The 22,335-nt window shown below is 42.3% G+C and carries 15 protein-coding genes; 11 read left to right on the top strand and 4 right to left on the bottom strand.

Annotated features, from left to right (window positions below):
* The first annotated feature begins 2 nt into the window (after positions 1–2).
* The 7 genes from R8806_RS09620 to R8806_RS09590 all read left to right on the top strand — a co-directional run bounded on the left by R8806_RS09620 (position 3) and on the right by R8806_RS09590 (position 11,136).
* The gene (locus R8806_RS09620; protein ID WP_124316631.1) at positions 3–695 is read left to right on the top strand and encodes a DUF4843 domain-containing protein; all 693 of its coding nucleotides are present in this window, start codon (positions 3–5) and stop codon (positions 693–695) included.
* A 26-nt stretch (positions 696–721) separates the two neighbouring features.
* The gene (locus R8806_RS09615; RefSeq protein ID WP_124316632.1) at positions 722–2,083 is read left to right on the top strand and encodes a hypothetical protein; all 1,362 of its coding nucleotides are present in this window, start codon (positions 722–724) and stop codon (positions 2,081–2,083) included.
* Between the two features lie 106 nt (positions 2,084–2,189).
* The gene (locus tag R8806_RS09610) at positions 2,190–4,220 is read left to right on the top strand and encodes a thioredoxin family protein (protein WP_124316633.1); all 2,031 of its coding nucleotides are present in this window, start codon (positions 2,190–2,192) and stop codon (positions 4,218–4,220) included.
* 377 nt (positions 4,221–4,597) lie between these two features.
* The gene (locus R8806_RS09605) at positions 4,598–7,261 is read left to right on the top strand and encodes a TonB-dependent receptor (RefSeq protein ID WP_124316634.1); all 2,664 of its coding nucleotides are present in this window, start codon (positions 4,598–4,600) and stop codon (positions 7,259–7,261) included.
* Positions 7,262–7,392: 131 nt separating this feature from the next.
* Positions 7,393–8,499: an OmpA family protein gene (locus R8806_RS09600; RefSeq protein WP_167513903.1), complete on the top strand. Its 1,107-nt coding sequence runs from the start codon at positions 7,393–7,395 to the stop codon at positions 8,497–8,499.
* A 207-nt stretch (positions 8,500–8,706) separates the two neighbouring features.
* Positions 8,707–10,062, top strand: coding sequence for a TIGR00341 family protein (locus R8806_RS09595; RefSeq protein ID WP_124317621.1), 1,356 nt, complete (start codon positions 8,707–8,709; stop codon positions 10,060–10,062).
* A 114-nt stretch (positions 10,063–10,176) separates the two neighbouring features.
* Entirely contained in the window at positions 10,177–11,136 is a 960-nt protein-coding gene (locus R8806_RS09590) for a FimB/Mfa2 family fimbrial subunit (protein WP_124317620.1), read from the top strand.
* 15 nt (positions 11,137–11,151) lie between these two features.
* On the opposite strand, the gene R8806_RS09585 is transcribed toward R8806_RS09590, so the two are convergent.
* The 4 genes from R8806_RS09585 to R8806_RS09570 are packed head-to-tail and all read right to left on the bottom strand — an operon-like array spanning position 11,152 to position 16,164.
* The gene (locus R8806_RS09585) at positions 11,152–12,414 is read right to left on the bottom strand and encodes an MFS transporter (RefSeq protein ID WP_124317619.1); all 1,263 of its coding nucleotides are present in this window, start codon (positions 12,412–12,414) and stop codon (positions 11,152–11,154) included.
* The gene (locus R8806_RS09580) at positions 12,404–13,810 is read right to left on the bottom strand and encodes a SpoIID/LytB domain-containing protein (protein ID WP_124317622.1); all 1,407 of its coding nucleotides are present in this window, start codon (positions 13,808–13,810) and stop codon (positions 12,404–12,406) included. Before R8806_RS09580 ends, R8806_RS09585 begins: the two co-directional genes overlap by 11 nt.
* 2 nt (positions 13,811–13,812) lie before the next feature.
* Entirely contained in the window at positions 13,813–14,745 is a 933-nt protein-coding gene (locus R8806_RS09575) for a DUF4922 domain-containing protein (protein ID WP_124317618.1), read from the bottom strand.
* A 21-nt stretch (positions 14,746–14,766) separates the two neighbouring features.
* The gene (locus tag R8806_RS09570; protein WP_151411518.1) at positions 14,767–16,164 is read right to left on the bottom strand and encodes a glycosyltransferase family 2 protein; all 1,398 of its coding nucleotides are present in this window, start codon (positions 16,162–16,164) and stop codon (positions 14,767–14,769) included.
* Between the two features lie 110 nt (positions 16,165–16,274).
* On the opposite strand from R8806_RS09570, the gene R8806_RS09565 reads away from it, so the two are divergent.
* The 4 genes from R8806_RS09565 to R8806_RS09550 all read left to right on the top strand — a co-directional run bounded on the left by R8806_RS09565 (position 16,275) and on the right by R8806_RS09550 (position 22,295).
* Positions 16,275–18,575 carry a sensor histidine kinase gene (locus R8806_RS09565; protein WP_151411519.1) on the top strand — a complete coding sequence of 767 codons (2,301 nt, stop codon included), beginning with the start codon at positions 16,275–16,277 and terminating at the stop codon, positions 18,573–18,575.
* An 828-nt stretch (positions 18,576–19,403) separates the two neighbouring features.
* Positions 19,404–19,958: an RNA polymerase sigma factor gene (locus R8806_RS09560; RefSeq protein ID WP_164719970.1), complete on the top strand. Its 555-nt coding sequence runs from the start codon at positions 19,404–19,406 to the stop codon at positions 19,956–19,958.
* A 45-nt stretch (positions 19,959–20,003) separates the two neighbouring features.
* Positions 20,004–21,122, top strand: a complete 1,119-nt coding sequence (locus R8806_RS09555; RefSeq protein ID WP_124318076.1) for a FecR family protein — start codon at positions 20,004–20,006, stop codon at positions 21,120–21,122.
* Between the two features lie 141 nt (positions 21,123–21,263).
* Entirely contained in the window at positions 21,264–22,295 is a 1,032-nt protein-coding gene (locus tag R8806_RS09550; protein ID WP_317715814.1) for a SusC/RagA family TonB-linked outer membrane protein, read from the top strand.
* Positions 22,296–22,335: the final 40 nt, after the last annotated feature.

Raw genomic sequence — 22,335 nt, 5'->3', positions numbered from 1 at the left:
ATATGAAAAAGAGTATATTATATCAGATTTTTATCTTACTGGGAATTTTAATAGCGGGATGTGATGAAAATGGGGATGACGGGTATTACGATAACGCGTATCGTGTTTATTTTCCAAAAACATCGATGCTCTGTAAGTTGGGGACAGAGCCCGCGACGGTAACCCGATACACGGTGAACGTTCCGGTTAGCATACTGGGGTTGGGTGCCAAAGAGGGAATGAAAGTAAAAGTGAAAGTCGATCCGCAAAAGACAACGGCAGGTTCCGATTTGTATGCCACTATCCCGGAAGAAATAGAGTTTAAAAAAGATTCAATTGTTACCTACATACCCGTGGAGTTACTGCGGGATAATATTACTTCCGAGAAGGATACGACCTTTCAGATCTGCCTTACTCTGGTTGCGAATGAGTATTTTGCTTTAGGGATCAAAGAGAATCTGGGAGTTGAAATAAAATTCACTAATTATCTCGGAAGACCTTCTTGGTGGGGCGTGTTCGAGCAATATATCGGGAGATTCCACCAGAAAAAGTATCTGAAGTTGATGGAGATTTGGGGAGGAGAGGTGACTTTACTTGATGTCGCAGCAAAAGAGGCAAAACTTATTCTGGTATGCAAGGAAATGTATGACTTTTTTATGAAGAATCCGGAAGATGGGGTGGTATTGCCTCTTCATCCCATGTGGCCTTACGAGTAGTAATCTTTATAATAAATGAGTGAATTATGAGAAAATTAATTTATTTGTTACTGAGTATATGCACGTGTGTTTCTTGCATTGACGACGAATCGAAATTGGGTACAAATGCATTGTCAACATTATCGTTTGTGACATCTCTGAACGAATCATATACATGCGAGCATAATAATCAATTCGTGTTGACTGCTCCGGAGACAAAACAGGAAAATAGGGACAAAACTTTGTCATACGAATGGCAAGTGAATTATAAGGTGGTGTCAACTGCGAAAGATTTGAATTACACGTGCGAGGGGTATGGGGAGTTCCCGTGTCGCTTGAAAATATCCAACGAAGATGGAGCTATTTTCCATGAGTTTACGTTGAAAATTCCTTATCCGTACGAGAAAGGAGTCATGTTGTTGAGCCGTTATGACGGGCGTTCTATGATGTCTTTTCGCGGTGCAAACGATGCCTCCTTTATCAAAGATATATATCGCTTGCATAACCCGTCGGTGGAGTTGGGGAAAGAGCCGAAAGGAATAGCGTATAATGAACGTATGGAGTGTGTTTATATAGCCACCGAGAATCCGTTGAGAGTGGTGAAAGTAGAACATAATACGATGGATCTGTTGGATGTGTTACCCTATCCGGAGGAACGGGTTGAGGCTCTTTTCACGCTTCGTAGTATGTACACGTTGTATTTTACCGGAGGTGGACGAATTGTAAAATTGGATTGCGGATCGGATACTTTTGAAAACGGTTTTCAACAATATTTGACCGGGGAAATAATGGGCATGTTTCCGGACGCTTATTTGGCTAATAACATAGTAAGTCCCCTTTACGCCGGAGAGCCGATGTTTACGTTCGCCTTTGACACGAATAGCAAATCCTTTTTGCTATGGGATGAAGATAGTTATGTTGATGATTATGTTTGTTTAGAATGCCAAGGAATGTCACTTGTTGCGATGTTCTTGAGAAATACTTACGATGTCGTGCTTGTCATGAAGGATGGTGACGAGTTTAAGATTTTTGAATATAATATTAATTACGATGATACAGCTCCTGAGGTTTCTGCTACATCTTCCGGAATGAATGATAAGAGTGTTTTTATGCTGGACGAAAAGAAAGGTATATTGTACTACACGGACGGGGGGAATAATATATTCCGGTATAATCTTATTTCGAAAGGGAATTTCGAGCCATCAGATTACACGGTCGGTAATGACGGGGATGTGATTCAGGGTATGCTTCTGGATCAGGATGAGGGAAAATTGTATGTGGCGGTCAATGCCAAAGAGGGTGATTACCGGGGATGTGTTTATTGCTATAACAGCGTGACGAAAGAATTGCTGTGGGAGGAAAGAGGTGTAGCCGGGGAAATCGTGCAGATGATTTATAAAGATAAATAACGCGAGTGCTTCGTGCTGATTGAATGTTTTTTTATTCGTGTGCTTTTTATAACCGGAATGGTATTTTACCATTCCGGTAGTATTTAACTATAAATTTACGGAATCAATGAAAAATCTTATTTTTATTCTTATTTTTTTGTCCTTCAGTTTTACTGCTTTATGTCAGGGAGGGGTCAATTTTGAGCAACTGACTTTTGATGAAGCTTTATCTAAAGCTAAGGCTGAAAACAAGCTTGTGTTCATGGATTGTTACACGACTTGGTGTGCTCCCTGCAAATATATGGCTGATAATGTCTTTCCTCGAGAGGAGGCTGGCGAGTTTTTTAACCCGAAATTTGTTTCGGTAAAATTTGATATGGAAAATGGGGAAGGCAAAGAGTTGGCTCAAAAATTTGGAGTTCGTGCTTATCCGACCTTCCTTATCATTCGTCCCGACGGGAGTGTGCAACATCGAATTGTGGGGGGCGTGAATCTTGATAAATTTATTGAAATAGCGGAAAGAGGCTTGAACGTGAAAACATCTTTTGACTATCTCGATAGATTGCACGAGAAAGGGAAAATGAATAAAAAACAACTCATCTCGTACCAAATTGCGTTGAATGACGCGTATGAGGAAGAAAAAAGCAATAAGGTTGCCCAAGAGTTAAAGTCGATATTGAAGGAAAAGGATAAAATGCAAAAAGAGTATTGGCCTATTCTTGAAAAGGAAAGTTTCGGTTCTGATGGATTTAAACTGGTTTTGAACAACCTCTCTACTTTTCGGAAAAATGTAGGTAAGGAAAAGATAGACAATTATTTATTCGAGAATTATTTTTCCACTATCGGTGAGTCTTTAAATGCCGACGCAAAGCCCCACGGAGAGACTTTAAAACAGATAAAAAGTGAATTGGAAAATCTCGATATAGATGGTAAGGATGTTTTATTGTCTACTATAGAATTGAACCAAGCTTGTTTGATGTCGGATATAAATAAGATTATTTCTATCGCGGAAAAAATCAATACTAACGAAAACGGGGAACTCTGGTCTGCCATGGAAGCACTTGGTTTTATTAAAAACAAGGCTTCAAAGGATGATTTGAAACGAATCCTTCGTTTGGAAGAACAATACATGAATTTGGTCGAGGATGATAATAAAGAGTTTGTGAAAGATTATTTTGCAGATTTTAAAATAGCTATGATCGATGGCGTTAATTTTCAGGATTTAAGTTTCGAGGAGGCTTTAGAAATTGCCAATCAGCAAGGTCGGTTCCTTTTTGTCGATTGCAATACAAGTTGGTGTGAACCATGTCGTTATATGGAGAATGTCGTGTTTAAGCAAGAGAACGTGAGGAATTTTATGAATGCTAATTTTGTCTGCGTGAAGTATGATTTGGAGAAAGGGGAAGGTCCCATGTTGGCGAAAAGATTTGGAATACGGTCATTTCCAACTTTTTTACTTGTGGAGCCAGATGGAAGTCTTCGTCACAAGATCGTGGGTGGCACAGATTCGGAGTCCTTTGTTGCACTCGTGAAAGAAGGACTGGATGACAACACGGCGTTGGGGAGTTTGATGAAAAAATATGACAACGGGGAACGGGATAAGAAGTTTTTAGCGACTTATATCCGCACGTTGGTTGAGCTTGATGAGCCTATCGCAAAAGAAGTCGCGAATGAACTATTTAAAATACTCAATGATGAAGAGAGATTTTCTGATGATTATTGGTTTGTTTTTGGCTATGTTGAATTGTGTCCGTATAATTCTGAGATTGCGAAATTCTTGACAGCAAACCTTTCCAAGTTTTACCAGACTATTGGGAAAGAAAAAGTTGACAGTCGTTTGCGTGATGGATATATGGATGATATTATGAAGGTCATTAGCGGGAGAGAAAAAGACATCGATATGAAACGTCTGAATGTAATCGGACAGGAAATAAAGACGCTGAAATTGTCTGATGAAAAGACGATACTATCTGCACAACTAATAGCTAAGGCTATAAAAATGAATGATGTAGATCGACTTTTGATTGTTTGTGAAAAAGAAATTCCGAATCTGGGAACATGTAAGGATGATGTTGTTTATTATTTGTCCGGATATTTTGGAAAAGTTAGTGATGTGCAAAAGGCTAAATGGAAAGAAATACAGGATGCAAACCAGTAAATCCTAGGCTTGCTGGAAGCGTCTCTTTTACGAGAGACGTAGACAGAATATGAAGAGAGGGGCTGTCTAACAAGTCTATCTTTTAACGACGGCTTCTCCTAATTCCTCCTTACGCAGAATTGGAAAACGCTTGGTAATCAGCTTTTCTCTTGTGTAAGGTGAAGTTGGAGGGGCAGTTGGTAAATATCAAATAGGACTTCTTAGATAACCCTTCTTGGGATTGCTGGATGATAAATGAAAAATGATGGGATATATAAAAAATTCTAATGAATGATTAGGTATGTTGTAAACAAATAGCTACTTTCGCAGCGGGATCGACACTAAATAGACTTAAAGATGCCTGTCGTGTCTTGTTGTGTTTCATAAAGTAATATATTATGGGTAGTATGTTGTTAAAAGTGATTTGTGGGATTATGTTCCTGTTAGGTATGTCGTGGAATGTCATGGCAAAAGAGGTGATTAAGGGGAGAGTCGTTGATTCTCAGTCAAAAGAGGTGTTGATCGGGGCTACCGTGAGCGTGGAGGGAACGAGTGTCGGGTGTGCTACGGATGCGGAGGGATATTTTGAATTAGAGGTAGAAGAGTCGGGAACGGTTGTATTGGTGTTCCGAAGTGTAGGCTATTCGGAAGTGAAAAAAAGTGTTGTTGTGGATGATAAAAAGGTGGATCTGGGGACCGTGGGGATGTTGCCGATGTATATTAATTTGTCGGATGTGGTGGTGCGTGGTTCTTTAGCCGTGGACCGGAAGACCCCGGTAGCCTTGTCGGTAGTGACGGCGAAAGAGATCGAGGAGAAACTTTCAACACAGGAATTCCCGGAGATATTGAAATCTTTGCCGAGTGTTTACGCCACGAAAGAGGGGGGAGCGTTTGGAGACGGACGGATTAATTTGCGGGGATTCGAGACGGAGAATATAGCGGTGATGGTGAACGGAGTACCTATGAACGAGATGGAATGGGGAGGTATCTATTGGTCGAATTGGTCGGGTTTGGCTGATGTTACTCGCTTTATACAAGTGCAGCGAGGATTGGGAGCGTCGAAAGTGTCCGTGCCTTCTGTCGGGGGATCGATCAATATCGTGACGAATTCGACAAATGCGGTAGCCGGAGGTTCTGTTTCATACGGTGTGGGAAATGACGGTTACAATAAGGTCGCATTTAATCTTTCCACCGGATTGCTGAAGAATGGCTGGGCGATGTCTATTTTGGGGGCGAGAACTTGGGGAGATGGTTATATACAAGGAACGGATTTCGTAGGGTATTCTTATTTTGTGAATATTTCCAAGCGGTTGGGTGAAAATCATCAATTGTCTTTAACTGCTTTTGGTGCACCGCAATGGCACAACCAGAGAAACCGGAATGACAAGATGACAATCAAATCATGGGATGAGTTGGGGGATACCCAGTTTAATCCTTCTTACGGGTTCGCTAACCGGGATGGAAAGAATGTGCGTAAAGTATCTGCTTATAACAAATATCACAAGCCTCAGGTTTCGTTGAATCATCTTTGGGAGATTAATAATAAATCAAGTTTATCTAGCGTGCTTTACATGTCGTTGGGACGTGGTGGCGGGTATAGCGGCCAGGGAAAATGGAAAAATTCATGGTACGGGACGACCACGGCTGGAACTTTAGGGGTTAATCGTGCGGAAGATAAGACCTTTGCTTACGATAGTGTTTATAAATGGAATGAAAGTAGCCAGACGGGATCCGTGATGGCGATGTCCATGAGTAAAAATGAACATAACTGGTTCGGGTTGATTTCTACCTATACAACCAAGTTGGGACAGTATTTTGACGTGTACGGGGGAGTAGATTTGCGTTATTATAAAGGTAAACATTATAACGAATTGGTGGATTTGTACGGGGGGGAGTATTTTATTGATCCTAGTCGAAAGAATGTGAAGTACAAGGCTGATGATAAGGATTGGCAAGAGGAACATTTGCAAAAAGGAGATATTATTTTCCGGGATTATGATGGGTTCGTGATGCAGGAAGGGTTCTTTGCACAGGGAGAATATAACCGTGAAGCTTGGAGTGCTTTTGTTGCCGGATCGGTTTCAAACTCTACTTATTGGCGAAAGGACCGTTTTTATTATTCCAAAGATGAGGCAAAGTCCGATAAAGAGCATTTCACGGGATTCACGATAAAGGGTGGGGCTAATTATAACGTGACGGAGAAGCATAACGTATTTGCTAATATCGGGTATTTTTCTCGTCCCCCTCACATGCAGGGTGGCGTTTTTCTGCAAAATGATGTGAGTAATATTGTTAACTCGGATGCGATGAACGAGAAAGTGTTCTCGATAGAGCTGGGGTATGGATTCCGTTCTTCGTGGTTAAATGCGAACGTGAATTTCTACCGGACGGCGTGGATGGACAAGGCCACAAGGGTGAACGTGAAAGAAGATCGGGATGCTTTTGCTTACCTGACGGGAATTGATGCTTTGCATCAGGGAATAGAGGTGGATTTCGTGTTACACCCGATCGTGAATCTTGATATTACAGGAGTGTTTTCGATTGGTGACTGGCATTGGAATGGTGATGGTAAAGGATATGCTTATAATTCGGCAGGCCGACCTGTGGGTAAGAATGGTAAACCGTTAGGCGATGTGGGAGGGGAAGAACATGCTCAAAGTTTCATAAAAGTGAAAGATGTTCGAGTGGGAAATTCTGCACAAACAACTTTTGCTATTGGAGGACGTTACCAGTTCTTGAGAGGGTTGCACGTGGGAGTTGATTATTCTCATTTCGCACGAAATTATGCGAAATTTTCGTTCCCCACGGTAAATCTGGATGCCGAGAATGTGATTGAATCTCCTTGGAGGATGCCGGCATATGGTGTGTTGGATGCTAATATCAACTATCGTTTCCCGTTGAGTAAGGTGTTTGGCGTGATGGTTTCTGCGAACGTGAATAATCTTTTGGATAAAGAGTATATCGCTGATGCGGAGGATGGTGCCGGGCATGATAAAGATACAGCCAAGGTTTTCTATGGTTTCGGACGTACTTTTTCCGTGAACTTGAAGATCACGTTCTAAGATTATTGAGAGTAAAGATGTAGTTATTTTGTGTATAATAAAATACAGTAATTATATTTTTTATACATTTGTGGCGTTTTTCTCCAATTTTATTTGAGAAAGGTTGCAATATAAACTTTAACTATTTTAAAATGAAAAAAATCGTATTTTTAGTACTATTGGTAGTATTACACATTTCTACGTTTGCGCAGAATAATCAAGAAAGGAAACTGCCGGGTTATAAAACATCATTTGAAACCAATAAATTTTGGGATAATTGGTTTATTTCATTGAATTTAGGGGCTCAAACCCTTTATGCAGAGGGGTCTACTGATGCAAAGTTCGGTGATCGATTAACCTTTATGCCTGCCTTGTCTGTTGGTAAATGGTTTACGCCTTGGTGGGGATTGAGAGTTCAAGGTTTGGGAGGTGCTTTACATGGTTTTCAAAATGATGGGAAAATGATGTTGCACAAACATTATGGAGCTGTTCATGGAGACTTTATGTTTGGTTTGTTAAACTTCTTCGGTCGTTACAACGAGAATCGTTGCTTTGATTTGATACCTTTTGCAGGAATAGGTGGTGCTTTTATCGGTAGTGATCAATCTTTTACTATTAATGCTGGTATTCAAGCTCGTTTTCGGTTATCTCAACGTTTTGATTTGAATTTGGAATATGGTGGGATAATTTTGGATGATGATCTCGTGACCAGAGGCGGATTCCCTAATGACGGGATTAGTAATCTGAGTGTTGGAGTTACTTTCAGATTTAAAAATCGTTCGTTTAAAAAGGCTGTTAGCCAGAAACAGTATGCAGACCTTCAGAATTTGGCAACAGCACAAGACGCACGAATCAAAGAATTGATTAGCCGTACCCCGGATACCGTTGTCAAAGTGGTAAAACAAGAGATGCCAACAACTGAAACTAAAGTGGTGTTTAAGGCTTTACCGACAACGATAAACTTCGCTTTCAACAGTTACAAAATTGATCCTACTCAGGAGGTTGGTGTTTATAACTTGGTTCAATTTATGAAAGAAAACCCCGATGTGCGTGTTCGTTTGACAGGTTTTGCCGATAAACGAGGAACTGAGAAGGCCAATATGATTATTTCTGAAAAGCGAGTAAATGCGGTTGCAGATATGTTTATTAGTAAATATGGAATAAATAAAGACCGTATTGTGAAAGATCATAAAGGAGTCAGTTCTCGTTATGACAAGGATGATTGGAATCGTTGCGTTCTTGTTGAGATTATAAAATAACAGTTCATTATGATATAAGAACGAGTTTGTTCTTGCATGGAGTCGCCCCTAAGAAACTTGATAATAAGTTTTTGGGGGCGTTTCATTTATTGTCAGTCCTTTTATATATGGGAAAAATGGAAGAATATGTAATAGATTTTATACTTTTGCGAAGATTTAAAGAATATGAGCTATTTTGAGCTTTTTGTAGATGTATAGATTTAGAGTATGATGATATTATTACAGCGTTTTCGGGTGTATTTGCGTCAAATTCTGGACCCGTCAGATGAACAGGAGCGGGAAGAAGATACTGTGGAGGCTATCCGTAAGGGAATCGTGTTCCGGGGGACAAATTTGTGGGTATTGATTTTTGCCACGTTTATCGCGTCTTTGGGATTGAACACGAATTCGACGGCCGTGATTATTGGAGCCATGTTAATTTCTCCTCTGATGGGGCCGATTATGGGAATCGGTCTGGGAGTTGGAATCAATGATTTTGAACTGATCAAGAAGGCTTTCCGTAATTTGCTGATCGCAACGATATTCAGCGTGTTAACGTCTACTTTATATTTTTTGTTATCGCCTTTGAACGAAGCTCGTTCGGAATTGCTGGCACGGACAACCCCCACGATCTATGACGTGTTGATCGCTTTCTTTGGTGGAATGGCGGGAATCGTGGCGTCCTCGACGAAGTTGAAAGGAAACGTGATTCCGGGAGTGGCTATTGCTACTGCCTTGATGCCGCCGTTATGTACGGCCGGGTTCGGGTTGGCAAGCGGCAACCTGAGTTATTTCTTCGGGGCATTCTATTTGTTCACGATCAATTCGGTATTTATTGCAGTTGCCACGACTTTAGGAGTGCGACTGATGCACTTCTCGAAAAAGAAGTTCATGGATAAGGAACGGGAAAAGAAGGTACACCGTATCGTGTATTCAATCATTTTCCTGACGATGGTTCCGAGCGTGTATATCACCTACAATATGGTGAAAACGAATATCTTCGAGACGAATGCCAGTCGATTTATCAAAAATGAATTTAATTTTCCGAATACGTTGGTGGTGGATCGTTACGTGAAAACAGAGAACCCGGAGCGTCGGATTGAAGTATCACTGATCGGTAAGGAAATATCAGAGGAAGTGATCGTGTCGTTGAAAGAAAAGATGTTGCATTACGGGTTGCATGATGTTCCTTTGGTGATTCATCAGGGATTCGGGAAAGAGGATACTGAGATGCAAAATGACGTTAGTAATATGTTGTTGCAGGATTATTACATGCAGAATAAACAGCGGATTGCCTCGCAAGATGAAGAAATTTCCGTGTTGCGCGAAAGGTTGAACTCTTACTTGTTATATGATACGATCGGGCATCAGGTTACTCCCGAGGTGAAGATTCTTTATCCTTCCGTGAAAAGTCTTGCTATATCCAGAGTGATTCGTAATCAAGTGGATTCTCTGCATGCCGATACGTTACATATTGCTATCGTGGCGTTCGGGCAGAAATTATCTGATGTGGAGGAAGAGAAGTTTTCGGCTTGGTTGGCGGCCCGGATCGGGGTGAAGAATTTGAAGTTGATAAAAGAGTAAGTTGCTGTAAAATTTGATAGACCAAGTGAGATTTGTTGATTTCATAAACTTTTACCTGTTTTATTTCGTATATAGACCGTATTTTGGTTGATAATCAAATTAAAATAAGGTACTATGAAGAAATTAATGATTGTAATGCTTGGTCTTCTGACTTTAGTTTCGGCATGTTCAGACAATGATGATGAGGGATCTTATGGGGTAACGTCTGGATTAATTACTCCTAAAATAAGAGCTCGGGTAACCGATCCGCTTAATCAGAATCCTTTCACGGGGATTCTTGAGGTATATCCGTGTAAGGATGAAACCTCTATTTACTATGGAAACTACATAAATGGAAAGCTCACGGTATTTAATGGTTATTACGTCATATCAGAGGGGGACGTGTATGGGGACAATAACCGAGAACTTCACCTGCCTATCGGCGAGTATAACATGGTGTATTGGGGGACACCCAAATACGATGAGCCGATTTATAATTCTCCGGCAATTACTCACCCGGGGTTAACGAATGGAGCTGATCTGGCAAAACTCTATTTTAGCTTGCGACCCAATACTGACGGGACTTATATGCCCGTGTATGATTTGGTCCATGCGATAAAACCGGCACGTATTGGAACGGAGGATTTGACAGCTTCTCTTACACGGGTTACCGCCGGTTTGAAGGTAATACTGAAACAAGAGGATAATAGTGCGTTCAGTTCCAGCATAACAAGCGTGAACGTTCATATTGGAAATATTGCCGAGAAGATGAATTTTTACACGGCCGAGGCGGAGAACATGACGAAAACCGTGAAATTCGAATTGTCCCGTTCTGAGGATGCCACCATCATGAGTAATCCTACCGTGATGTTGTTTCCTTCCGCCCCGAATCCTTTGTTGGAGTTGTTTATCACCTTGGCGGATGGTTCCGTGCATACTCTTTCTAAAGCGTTGACTTCCACGTTATCTCCCAATACGCGGCTCACGTTGAATATTGTTGTCGGTAAAATATTACCCGGTGGTGATCCCGGAAATTTTACGATTGAGAGTTGGAACGAGGAAAGCGAGACGATCGAATTTCCGGTTGTCGACTAATTTCAGTCTCTTTATTCATATTTTGATGTATTTCACGGCAATAAAACTGGGGATGGTACAAAGCATGATCCAGAGAAAGAAGTGTTGGTAACCGATCAGTTCTTGGATATAGCCGGAGATCATGCCGGGGAGCATCATGCCGAGGGCCATGAATCCGGTACAGATGGCGTAATGGGCGGTTTGCTGCGGACCTTTGCTGAAGAGCATCATGAAATAGGTGAGGGCCGTGAAACCGAACCCGTAACCGAATTGTTCGATGGCGACGGCGGAAGAGATTAGCCAGATGTTGGAAGGGTGGACGAATGCCAGATAAACGTACACGATATTGGGCAGGTTCATGGCAGCGGTCATCCACCAGATCCAGTGTTTTAGGCCATTCTTAGCCATGAAGATACCGCCTAGGATACCGCCTATCGTGAGGGCGATAAGGCCAACGACGCCATAGATGGTACCGACTTGCATGGTGTTTAGTCCCAAGCCACCGACTTCGGGATTGTCCAGTAAGAAAGGGGAGGCGATTTTTACAAGTTGTGATTCTGCAAAACGGAAGAGCAGAATAAAGGCCAAGGCTGCAATGATTCCTTTCTTTTGGAAGAAGGTAATAAAGGTTTGGAAAAAGGCATTCAGTGGGTTACCGTTTTTCACGGGAATATCATTTTCCGGTTTGGGGAGGATGAACTGGTGGTAGAGGAAGAGAAGTACGAATAAGATTGCCAATAGATAGAAGGTGACTGACCATGCTCTAGGAACGGCAATCTCTTCCGGGAACGTGGAGGAATAGGTCTTTTCAAGCCAACCGGCAAACATGACAATCAATCCTTGTCCGGTGAGCATGGCGAGGCGGTAAGCCGTGTTACGGATGCCGACGAAGAAGGCTTGTTTCTTGGTGTCGAGTCCCAGCATATAGAACCCGTCTGCCGCGATGTCGTGGGTGGCAGAACTGAAAGCTAATAACCACATGAATGCTAACGAGTAGCGGAAGGCATGAGGCCCGGGAAGAGTCAGTGCTATTCCGGCTAATCCTCCACCGATCACTAATTGCATGGTGATCACCCACCAGCGTTTGGTCTTCACGATGTCTACCAGCGGACTCCATAGGGGTTTAATCACCCATGGTAAATAAAGCCAGCTCGTGTAGAGAGCTATATCCGTGTTGTTTATTCCCAACCGTTTGAACATGATAACGGCAAGTGTCATGACAACGACATAGGGTAGACCTTGTGCGAAATATAGAGTGGGGATCCAGGACCAAGGGGATTTAGTGATTTTAGATTTCATGATTTATGATTTCATTTTCAATTTTCAATTCTCCATTTTCAATTGTTTGTAGTTTCGTGTTCGGGAAATAGTGCGAGAGGATTTGCTTGTAATCATAGCCTTTGGCACTCATGACGGCAGCTCCGATTTGGCAGAGACCGACTCCGTGTCCCCATCCCGCACCTTTCAAAGTGAAACGGGTAATAGCTCCGGAGGTATCTTTCTCTGTTTCCACGATGAAGGCCGAGCTATACAGGTGGGATTGGGAGAAAGCTTTGCGAATGACAAGTTCTTTCCCGATGATCATGTCTCGTTTTGAACCTTGGATGCGGAGACGGGTGATGCGCCCGGAGACACCTCTTTCCACAGATTCTATGGATTGAATGTCCCCGAAGTCAATCCCGATACGGGAGGTTATTAATGCAGATAGTTCCGGGGGAGTGTAGGATACTTGCCAGCGGAAAAAGTCCTGAGTTTCCTGATCATAGTCATTGAGAACGTTGGACAGGATGGCCTTGTCCCGGGTATTGCAGAATACATTCGGGGTGGAGAGAATCCATTTTCGGGCATTCTCTTCTTGGGATAAGTCGGGAGTTGAAGACTGGGTATCGCTATCAATCACTTTTGTAAGATAGGGATGATTCACGGGTTCCCAGGTGTTTTCAAAATACTCGGTTACTCCCCCGCAGCACTTGGAGAACCGGGCATCGCAAATATCTCCGCCATACACAAGGACCTCCCCTCGGGTGGCCTCGATGGCTTGTTGGACAAATGGCGTGTAGGCTTTGCTAATACCTTGGTAGCGTTGACAATGATCGTCCGCGCACACGTCGAAATGCTCGTGGTCTTCCCGGTCATACCACCGGATATATTGTTGTTCATCCTGTATGCAGGACTGGTAAGTGTCGGTTAGTTTCTCGCTCTTTATTTTTTGTGCGATCAGCCAACTGCGGGAAATGACCGCGTGGGCTTTCAGGAGTTCCAAAGATGAGGTGGCACTCATTTCGGAAGAGATCACGCTTAGTAAATAATCTTCTAGGGGTAATATGTTGATTGCTGTCAGATGTTTCCCCTCGTCCATGATTTTCAATGTACCTTTGAACTTCTGGTCTTCCGTGCGTTGCCAGTGGAAATTGATCCCGATCATGACATTTAACAGATCGAAGTTTGTCGTTTCATCGTTCTCCGGTGTAAGGGTGAAGTGATCCGGTACGATCTGTGTTCCTGAAGATGAATGTAGAATCAAGTTCTTCCCTTCTTTGGAAATGGTATATTCTCCGGAATATTTTTGATCCTTGTTCCAGTAGGTTCCGTTCAAACGGAAGGTGATGGCAGGAGCGAAAAGGATGCCAATGGAAAGAGTGATCGCCTGCGGCGAATTACAAGTTGATCGATTACAAGTTACAGGTTCTTTCATCTTCATAAATCGTAAATCATAAATCGTAAATTCTCAAACTGTTTGTCGGTAAGGGTTAACTGGGAAAAGAGTTCTTCCAGCAAGGGGGCGTCCAGACGGTTGAAATCTTTTTCCCGAGGTGAGATGATCAGACCGGCAAAGTCTACACAGCCGGGACTGAACAGTATGTTTTCATCTCCTTCCGCGAAGAATTGCCACGGGCGGTGTTGACGACGGGGAAACATGACTACCCACCATTCGTTGTTTTCGTACCAGGCAAAGAGGTTCATCATGGGTTCCGGGTCGTTCGGGGTGATTTGGCCCACGAGTGACACTAATTGCTCGAAAATATTCATTAATTGCTCTCGGTTGTTTGAATGAAGTATGATATTCTTGCGGAGGTAGTGATGAATACTTTCGATTGTGGTTTCCCGTGATTCGGAAGTCCACAAGATTTCTTTCGGGCAGGAGTTTACATCGGTTTCTAGGGGCATGATGTGACGGGGTGCCAGTTGGAAATGAAAATGATCCGGGGCGGAGGCTCCGCTACGGGGACCATTATAAAAGATCGTGTACTCCGGATAAGTTTGTGCAATGGCCAGCATATCTTGGAAATGTCCCTTGATGAGCTGGGGAATGTGTTGCTTTGCCGGAACCGTGTAATGGCGGTCGAATATGGGATAAGGGTTTACCCGTATATCCAGTGTGGGGTTATAATCGAAACTAGCTTGTTCCGGCGGAATGTTTTCTTTACACAAGAAACAGGCTCTTGCCTTGATTGATTGCTCGTCTATTTTAGCCACGGCCGATTGAATCCGGTCCGGGTTGTACTGGATGCGAATCTGGAACCCATCGAAATCAATCGTACGATAAATGACATTCCGCAAGCGTTCGTAATTGTTCCGTGCCAAGGGCCAAGAGGCTAGTTGTGATTTCGTAAATTCGTCGAAAAACATGATAAGGAATTAATTTTTGATTTAAGATTTTTCTTCATTTCCAATTTTCAATTCTCCATTTTCAATTCTCTGTTGCCTTGCCAATATTTCAATCATACGTATTTTATCTTTATAGTAATTATTCGCATTTACACGTTGGATGTTCAAGTCCGCGTCGGAATTACCTTCCCAGCGACGACATAAATATAGCGGTTCATAAATACGTTCGATCTGGTATTCACGGGAGATTGCGAGTGCCGTGGCATAATCCTCCCCGTAACTGACGTTCGGGACTCTGATTTGCCGGAGTAATGGCGTGTAAAATGCTCGGGGCGCCCCTAGCCCGTTAATACGTAAGGCGTTGTTATGCCCGTTGTCCGTTGTCCATTCCTTGTGGTCAATGATGCCGGGAGGTATTTCTTCCAGCTTGAAATTAACCATCTTGTAACTACCGATAATCATGGCACATTGATGTTTGTGGAACGTGTCGACAATGCGTTGGAGTACGTGTCGATTGATGTACAAATCATCACTATCCAACTGGATGGCGAATCGTCCGCAATGTTCGCTCATGATGGCATGTGTCCAGCATCCCCCGATGCCAAGGTCGGTGCGAGGGGGAATGATATGGATTATTTGCGAGTGCTTTTGGGCCATTTTTTTAACAATAGCGGTCGTGTCGTCGGTGGAATGATTGTCGATAACGAGAATATTATACTTGAAATTGGTCTGTTGTGAAAAGACGGATCGTATCGCTTCTGCGATGGTCTTTTCCCGGTTGCGGACGGGAATAATAACCGAGACTTCAGTTTCAAAATGCTCGTCTTGGAACGGGACGGTTTTGAATGCAGGAGGCAAGTAGGCGCCTATGGCCTTCAAGTGAGCCGTGAAAGCCTGTTCCATTTCAATTTGTACTTCCCGGTTACGAGGGTTCACGTAATCAAATTGCTTTTCACCGGAACGTCGGGAATCGTGTTCCTTTTCCGAGTACAGGAATTCGGGAATCCGGAAAATCAATCCTTCCCGGGAAAGACGCAGGCGCAGATCGTAGAGTGCGGCAAAATTGTACTCCGTGTCCATTTCGCTGATCACTTTTTTTAAAACGTCTGTTCTGAATAAAAGTATTGATCCGAAATCAAAATCATCCCTGACGCTCCCCAATTGATAGTCAATAGTCGGGTGTGCCGTTTGCGAATCATCTTGTTCCGTGTAATAATCCGAATAAAGCATGACGGCTCCTGTGGCTTGTGCTACCTGAAGAAAACGTTTTTGTGCGTGTTCTCCTAATCGTGGAGTCGGGTATTTCGTGTAGAAAAAGACATAAGGTGAATCTATCGTGGTAACGATTTCCCGTAACGTGGCCGTTTGTTCAAAATGCACGTAGGTGTCTGTTTGTTCGTCCCTTTTTAGCCGGGAAATGATACAAAAAATAATAGACATAAATTACAAATTTAAGGTTTAAGCCAAAGATATATCTTTTTGTAGAAAGTGTATGAATTTTGGCGTATTTTAAGTGAAAATAAATATCTTTGCGAAGTTACAAATAGAAGATGTTGGAGTTTTTTATAAAGCTATATAGGAATCTTAGGTACACGGGGGTGTTATTTGTTTTGTTGTTCGTCTCTTGGACAACAAAAGGAGGAACCGGTGAGCCCGATTCTCGGATATTAATTATCAGTTCCTACAACCCGGAAACTTCCCAAACTGCTAGGAATATATCGGATTTTATAGAAGAGTATGGCCTACTTGGCGGAAAATTTTCGATTGACATAGAGAATATGAATTGTAAAAGTTTTTCCGAGGCTTGTATGTGGGAGGGGCGGATGAAAGAAATATTGGATAAAAATATCGAAAAGGGTTTACCGAAACTCATTATTCTATTAGGGCAGGAGGCATGGACGGCTTATTGGTCTCAGGATTCACTGGTTACTCGGGATGTCCCGATCATGGGAGGGATGGTGAGTCGGAATGCTGTCTTGTTACCGGAGGAGGGTACCGATTTGGAGAACTGGGAGGCGGAGAGCGTGGACGTGATGAGTGACAACATTCGGGAATTGGAGGTTTTCGGGTTTGCTTACGAGTATGACGTGATAGCGAATCTTCGGTTAATTTTGGATTTTTATTCGGGAACTAAGCATATCGCTTTTATCACGGATAATAGTTACGGGGGAGTCTCTCTGCAGGCTTTGGTGAAGAAGAAGATGAAGGAGAAATTCCCGGAGCTGGATTTGATTCTTTTGGATGGCCGGAAACATACGATTTATTCGATCAGTGATGCTATTGCCCGGTTACCGGAGAAAACGGTTATCTTGTTGGGGACGTGGCGAGTAGATAAAAATGATGGTTATTTTATGCGGAATGCCACGTATTCGATGATGATGGCGAATCCTAAAATTCCGGCTTTCACGATTACTTCTATCGGGATGGGGCATTGGGCTGTCGGGGGATGTGTACCGAAGTACCGGACTGTCGGAAAAGATATGGCCAAACAAGCTTTGGCGTTAGAGAGGCAACATGATTCGACCGTGCTGGCGGGTATGCAGATCATTCCGAACGAGTATTGTTTTGATTATGCCAAGTTATGTTCAGAGGGATTCTTGAATAAAGCGGAGGTCAAGAATGCTGTTCTTTACAACAAGAAGTTGTCCTATTTCGAGGAATATAAATACCAGATTATAGGGGTGTTTTTGGCTTTTTTAGTTTTATTGTTCGGTTTTTTCCTAGCCTTATATTTCTATTTTAGAACCAAACGTTTTAGAGATGCCTTGTGGCAGGCCCAAAAAGATAATATCTTAATACTGAATAATGTTAATTCCGGGATCAAGTTTATTAATCCGGATTTCACGATAAAATGGCATAACGGGATTGATTATGATGTCGATCCGGAAAAAATTAAAAGTTCCAAGGGCCAAGTTTGTTATAAAGTTTTGAGAGGACTGGATGAACCTTGTTCTTTCTGTCCGGCGGTAATGGCCATGAAAACGGGAAAAGTGGCTGATGTTGTTGTGAAACATGGGAATTATTACGTGTATATGTTGGCGAATCCTGTTTTTGATGATGATAATAATTTGTTGGGTGTCGTGGTGCGTATGGAGGATATGACCAAGCAAAAGCAGGCGGAGCTAGAGTTACGGAAGGCAAAGGAAAAGGCAGAGGAGTCTGATCGGTTGAAGTCTGCATTTTTGGCTAACATGAGTCACGAGATTCGTACCCCGTTGAATGCTATCGTGGGATTTTCCGGGGTTCTGACTTCGGATGATTGTGACGCGGAAAGCCGTCATGAGTACGTGGCTATCATCCAAAAAAATTCAGATTTATTACTTCGCTTAATCAATGATATTTTGGATATATCCCGCTTGGAGACGGGACGATTGAAGTTGTCTTACGAGGAGGTTGAGATCGTTTCTTTGTGCCAGAGCGTGTTGGCGACAACTAGTTACGGGAAACGGGATGTGGTGGAGTACGTGTTCCAAACACCCTGTGAAGAATTTATACTGGAGACGGACGTGCAACGTTTGCAACAGATATTGATTAATTTGTTGTCGAATGCCAATAAGTTCACGGAACAGGGGAGTATCACGCTGGGAATCGAGATTAATGAAGAGCAGGATTGTGTTTATTTTAGCGTGACCGATACGGGACGGGGAATTCCGGAGGATAAACAGAAGAAGGTGTTCGAACGTTTCGAGAAACTGGATGAATACGTGCAGGGTACCGGTTTGGGATTGGCCATATGTAAGTTGACGATCACGATGATGGGCGGAGACATTTGGGTGGATGGGGATTATAAAGAGGGGGCCCGTTTTGTGGTTCGCCACCCGTTGCATTTGGACCCGCTTTCTGAAGAATAATTCGCTTTATAATAGTACTTTTCTAATATTAAATTCGATCGAAAAAGAACAGATTTGGAATTGTTATCACGAGATGTCTGGAGAAGGTAAGAGCGAGGCTGATGATTATAATCTGGTCGAGATTGTGGCGGAGGCTCTTTTCATGTGGTGTTTGTGATGACTCCCGTCGGTGATTCGTCGGTATCTTGATTGTATGTCTGGGTAAAGTCAGGGTAAAATGAACGCCGCATTTCGGTAACTTATCGAAGACTTATCGGTAACTTATCGAAGAGTTACAAGTGAGACATGGGTGTAAGCGTCATGGAATACAGTCGGATAACCGATGAAAAGCACGATACTTATCCGAAAGGGGTTAATGTTTGATAACAATTATGTTATGAAATGTGAAAGTGAATGGGTATTAATGTAAAATGAAACGATATGGGAGTAGATGAAATATACGATTTTTGAGGTAGAAGAATCCGTTCATCTCTTTTTTGTGAAAACATCTTGGCGGATGTGAAATTTGATATGTCGAGAATGGGGAAATGGAAATTTACAGTGAAGTTATCAAATTGATATTCAATAATAAGTTGGAAATACTACATATAATTTGCGACAGGTTATTCTTGTATGGATTACGGTATGAATGCTCCTTTTTGAAGAAATCATTAAACGAACGTTTAATGATATTTCGGCAAAACAATTTAATTTTTAACATTTCAAAGGTGAAATATTGATATTGTTTTCTATAAAAAAATATCTATACCTTTGAATATGTTACAAAATTAAACTTGTTTTGCCGAAATATCATTAAACGTTCGAATATTTATCTTTAAAGCTTGGATCGTGTCGGAAAAATCGGACATTGAAATTGTACGTGATATAAAGAACGGGAGTGTCTCTGCCTTTCAAGAGTTGTATTCCCGGTATGCTGATATTGTGTATCGGAATATCCTTGCACGTGTGAACAGTTCCTTTGATGCGGATGATATTTTCCAAGACTTTTTTATCCAAGTGTGGGAAAAAAGAGATTCTTTTCAGGTTTCGTCTTCCGTGAAAGGGTATCTCTTGATTTGGTTGAGAAATCATATATTGAATTCAATCAAGCAAGAACAGATTCGTGATAAATATCAGGATATATGCGCCCCGAATGAAGAGGATAATTACACATGGGTGAAGATCGTGGCTAAGGATTTGGATGAAAATATCCGGCGAATCGTGGATGGGTTTCCACCTCGTTTGCAATGCGTGTATATGCTCCGGCAGGAGCAAAATTTATCGATAAAAGAAATTGCCGAAAAGTTGGCCGTGTCTGAACAAACCGTTAAGAATCAATTAGGTGATATTACACGTAGGCTCCGATGCGAGGTGGGTCGTAAAAATTTTTTATTTTTCATATAGTACCTTTTGTTCCCCGGAATTGTCTTTAAGGTAAATACGGCGAATATGGGGATAAATGAAATATACGATCTTTTAAAAAAGTACCGGGAACATCGATGTACTCCGGACGAGGAAGAGCGAATTGCCCGATGGTACGAGCAATTTGATGATGACGTCGAGAATTTACCGGAAGTTCCTGAAGGTAAACTAGAACAATTATGGTTTTCAATCAAACGCAAGATACATGTGTCTTGGAATCGGCGAGTGGTTGTGTTCTATCGTTATGCCGTGGCTATTATTATTTTAGCGATGGTGGGAAGTAGTGTGATTTATTTCCGAGGATCGGGTGAATCGGAACGGCAGGAGCTGACCCGACAGGAAATTCTACCAGCACAAGGTGTTGCAGTTTTGCAATTGAGTGATGGCCGGGAAGTGCCTTTAAATAGTACGGCCATTATTCAGGAACAAGAAGGCGTGGTAATAAAAAATGATTCTTCCCGAGTACTGGACTACACGTTGGCTACCACTAAATCGGAACCTTTATATAACACGATTACAGTTCCGGCAGGGGGTGAATTTCAAGTACTCTTATCTGACGGGTCAAGTGTGCGCTTGAATTCCTGTTCTGCTTTGACTTACCCGGTGCCTTTTACCGGGGACGTGCGAGAGGTGAAGTTAACGGGCGAGGCTTATTTTGACGTGACGAAATCGGATAAACCTTTCATCGTGAAAATGGCAGATATTGACGTGCGTGTATTGGGAACTTCTTTTAATCTTTCCGGTTACACGACGGATCAAGATGTTTCGGTGACGTTGGTTAGCGGGAAAGTCGCCGTGCGTAATCACCAGTTACAACAGGATTTCGATATTACCCCGGGGATGCGATTCGAGTATAATCGAGAGAATCATCAAGTGAAGATGGCTGAGGTAGACCCGGAACTTTATATCTCCTGGATGAAGGGAAAGTTCCGGTTCGAGGATATGCGTTTGGAAGACATTATGGTCACGTTGAATCGTTGGTATGATTGTACGGTGTCTTATTCTGATGACGCTTTGCGGGATTTACGTTTTACCGGGGCTGCAGAGAAGGATCGTCCTGCCAGTTATCTACTAGAACTTATCGAGATGATTACGGAAGTGAAATTTCAAGTAGATGGAAAGCATATATTAATTACCCGAAAATAAAATACAGGGAAATCTCACCTTCCCTGTATCTATGGATAACAACATTCACGAAAAAGTTTACCAGACGATGTTCGTGAGTGAGTCATTAACTTTAATTACAAATGTATGAAAAAAAATGGATCGGTAAAATTTTTAAGGTACATGCGAAATCTATTTTTTCTATTATTGATTTCAGCCTCCAGCGTTTGGGCGAAAGATGTTTATTCCCAAGGGGCGCAGGAGATGTTCAGCGTGAAGAGTGGGACTATCGAGTCGATCTTCAAGCAAATTAAGAAACAGAGTAACTATGAGTTTTTTTACAACACGGCAATTTTGGATGTGAAACAGAACGTGATGCTGACTTCCACTAGCGGGACATTGGATGAGATTCTGGCACAGGTGTTGGGCAAAAAGTACGAGTATCAGGTCAAAGATAACTATGTTCTTATTTCAGAAAGAAAGGTGAACGCGCCGGATGAGGTGAAAAAAGTTACGATTAAAGGCGTGGTGAAGGATAAAAAGGGAGAATTGTTGCCGGGTGTTTCCGTTTTACTGAAAGGGACTGTAATAGGTGTTGCTACTGATGTGAAAGGTGAGTTTACGTTAGTCATCCCGGAACAGGAGAAGATCGTGCTGATGTTTACTTTTATTGGAATGAAAACAAAAACAATAGAGTATAAAAAGCAAGAGAAACCAATCGTTGTAATACTTGAAGATGATGTTACCGAGATGGATGAAGTTGTGGTAACTGGTTACCAAGAAATTAAGAAAACAAGAATGACGGGTTCCGTTGAGGTCGTGACTTCTAAAGATATAGCCAATAAGGGATATACGAGTATAGAAGATGTGTTGAAAGGGCAGATGGCGGGAGTTGCCGTTATGAATTTGTCTGGTAGGCCGGGGGCTCAGGCAACGATCCGGATTCGGGGTATAAATTCGTTGACCGGAGATACCGATCCTATTTGGATTATTGATGGAATGCCTCTTTCTGGTGATGTTCCGGAAATAAGTATGGGTGGTACTGAATTTCAAGAGACTGTATTGACGAGTGGTATTGGTAATATTCCTCCTGATGATATTGAAAGTATTACTGTGCTAAAAGATGCCGCTGCAACAGCGATCTATGGATCACGGGCTGCTAATGGAGTTATTGTTGTTACCACAAAGAGAGGATTGTCGGGCGTTCGTATATAAATATTCAAGCATCCTATGGTTTGAGTGAAGCTCCTAGTAA

It is taken from the genome of Butyricimonas faecihominis, assembly GCF_033096445.1.
Taxonomy (GTDB): domain Bacteria; phylum Bacteroidota; class Bacteroidia; order Bacteroidales; family Marinifilaceae; genus Butyricimonas; species Butyricimonas faecihominis.
Note: the sequence above shows the minus strand (reverse complement) of the source record. Positions and strands in the feature narration are given on the sequence as shown.

Bases quoted from the DNA above. Each gene is read 5' to 3' on its own strand.
- R8806_RS09615 (WP_124316632.1), top strand. From the start codon at position 722: ATGAGAAAATTAATTTATTTGTTACTGAGTATATGCACGTGTGTTTCT.
- R8806_RS09580 (WP_124317622.1), bottom strand. From the start codon at position 13,810: ATGAAAGAACCTGTAACTTGTAATCGATCAACTTGTAATTCGCCGCAG.
- R8806_RS09605 (WP_124316634.1), top strand. From the start codon at position 4,598: ATGGGTAGTATGTTGTTAAAAGTGATTTGTGGGATTATGTTCCTGTTA.
- R8806_RS09590 (WP_124317620.1), top strand. From the start codon at position 10,177: ATGAAGAAATTAATGATTGTAATGCTTGGTCTTCTGACTTTAGTTTCG.
- R8806_RS09595 (WP_124317621.1), top strand. From the start codon at position 8,707: ATGATGATATTATTACAGCGTTTTCGGGTGTATTTGCGTCAAATTCTG.
- R8806_RS09620 (WP_124316631.1), top strand. From the start codon at position 3: ATGAAAAAGAGTATATTATATCAGATTTTTATCTTACTGGGAATTTTA.
- R8806_RS09550 (WP_317715814.1), top strand. From the start codon at position 21,264: ATGCGAAATCTATTTTTTCTATTATTGATTTCAGCCTCCAGCGTTTGG.
- R8806_RS09585 (WP_124317619.1), bottom strand. From the start codon at position 12,414: ATGAAATCTAAAATCACTAAATCCCCTTGGTCCTGGATCCCCACTCTA.
- R8806_RS09600 (WP_167513903.1), top strand. From the start codon at position 7,393: ATGAAAAAAATCGTATTTTTAGTACTATTGGTAGTATTACACATTTCT.
- R8806_RS09570 (WP_151411518.1), bottom strand. From the start codon at position 16,164: ATGTCTATTATTTTTTGTATCATTTCCCGGCTAAAAAGGGACGAACAA.
- R8806_RS09565 (WP_151411519.1), top strand. From the start codon at position 16,275: ATGTTGGAGTTTTTTATAAAGCTATATAGGAATCTTAGGTACACGGGG.
- R8806_RS09610 (WP_124316633.1), top strand. From the start codon at position 2,190: ATGAAAAATCTTATTTTTATTCTTATTTTTTTGTCCTTCAGTTTTACT.
- R8806_RS09555 (WP_124318076.1), top strand. From the start codon at position 20,004: ATGGGGATAAATGAAATATACGATCTTTTAAAAAAGTACCGGGAACAT.
- R8806_RS09575 (WP_124317618.1), bottom strand. From the start codon at position 14,745: ATGTTTTTCGACGAATTTACGAAATCACAACTAGCCTCTTGGCCCTTG.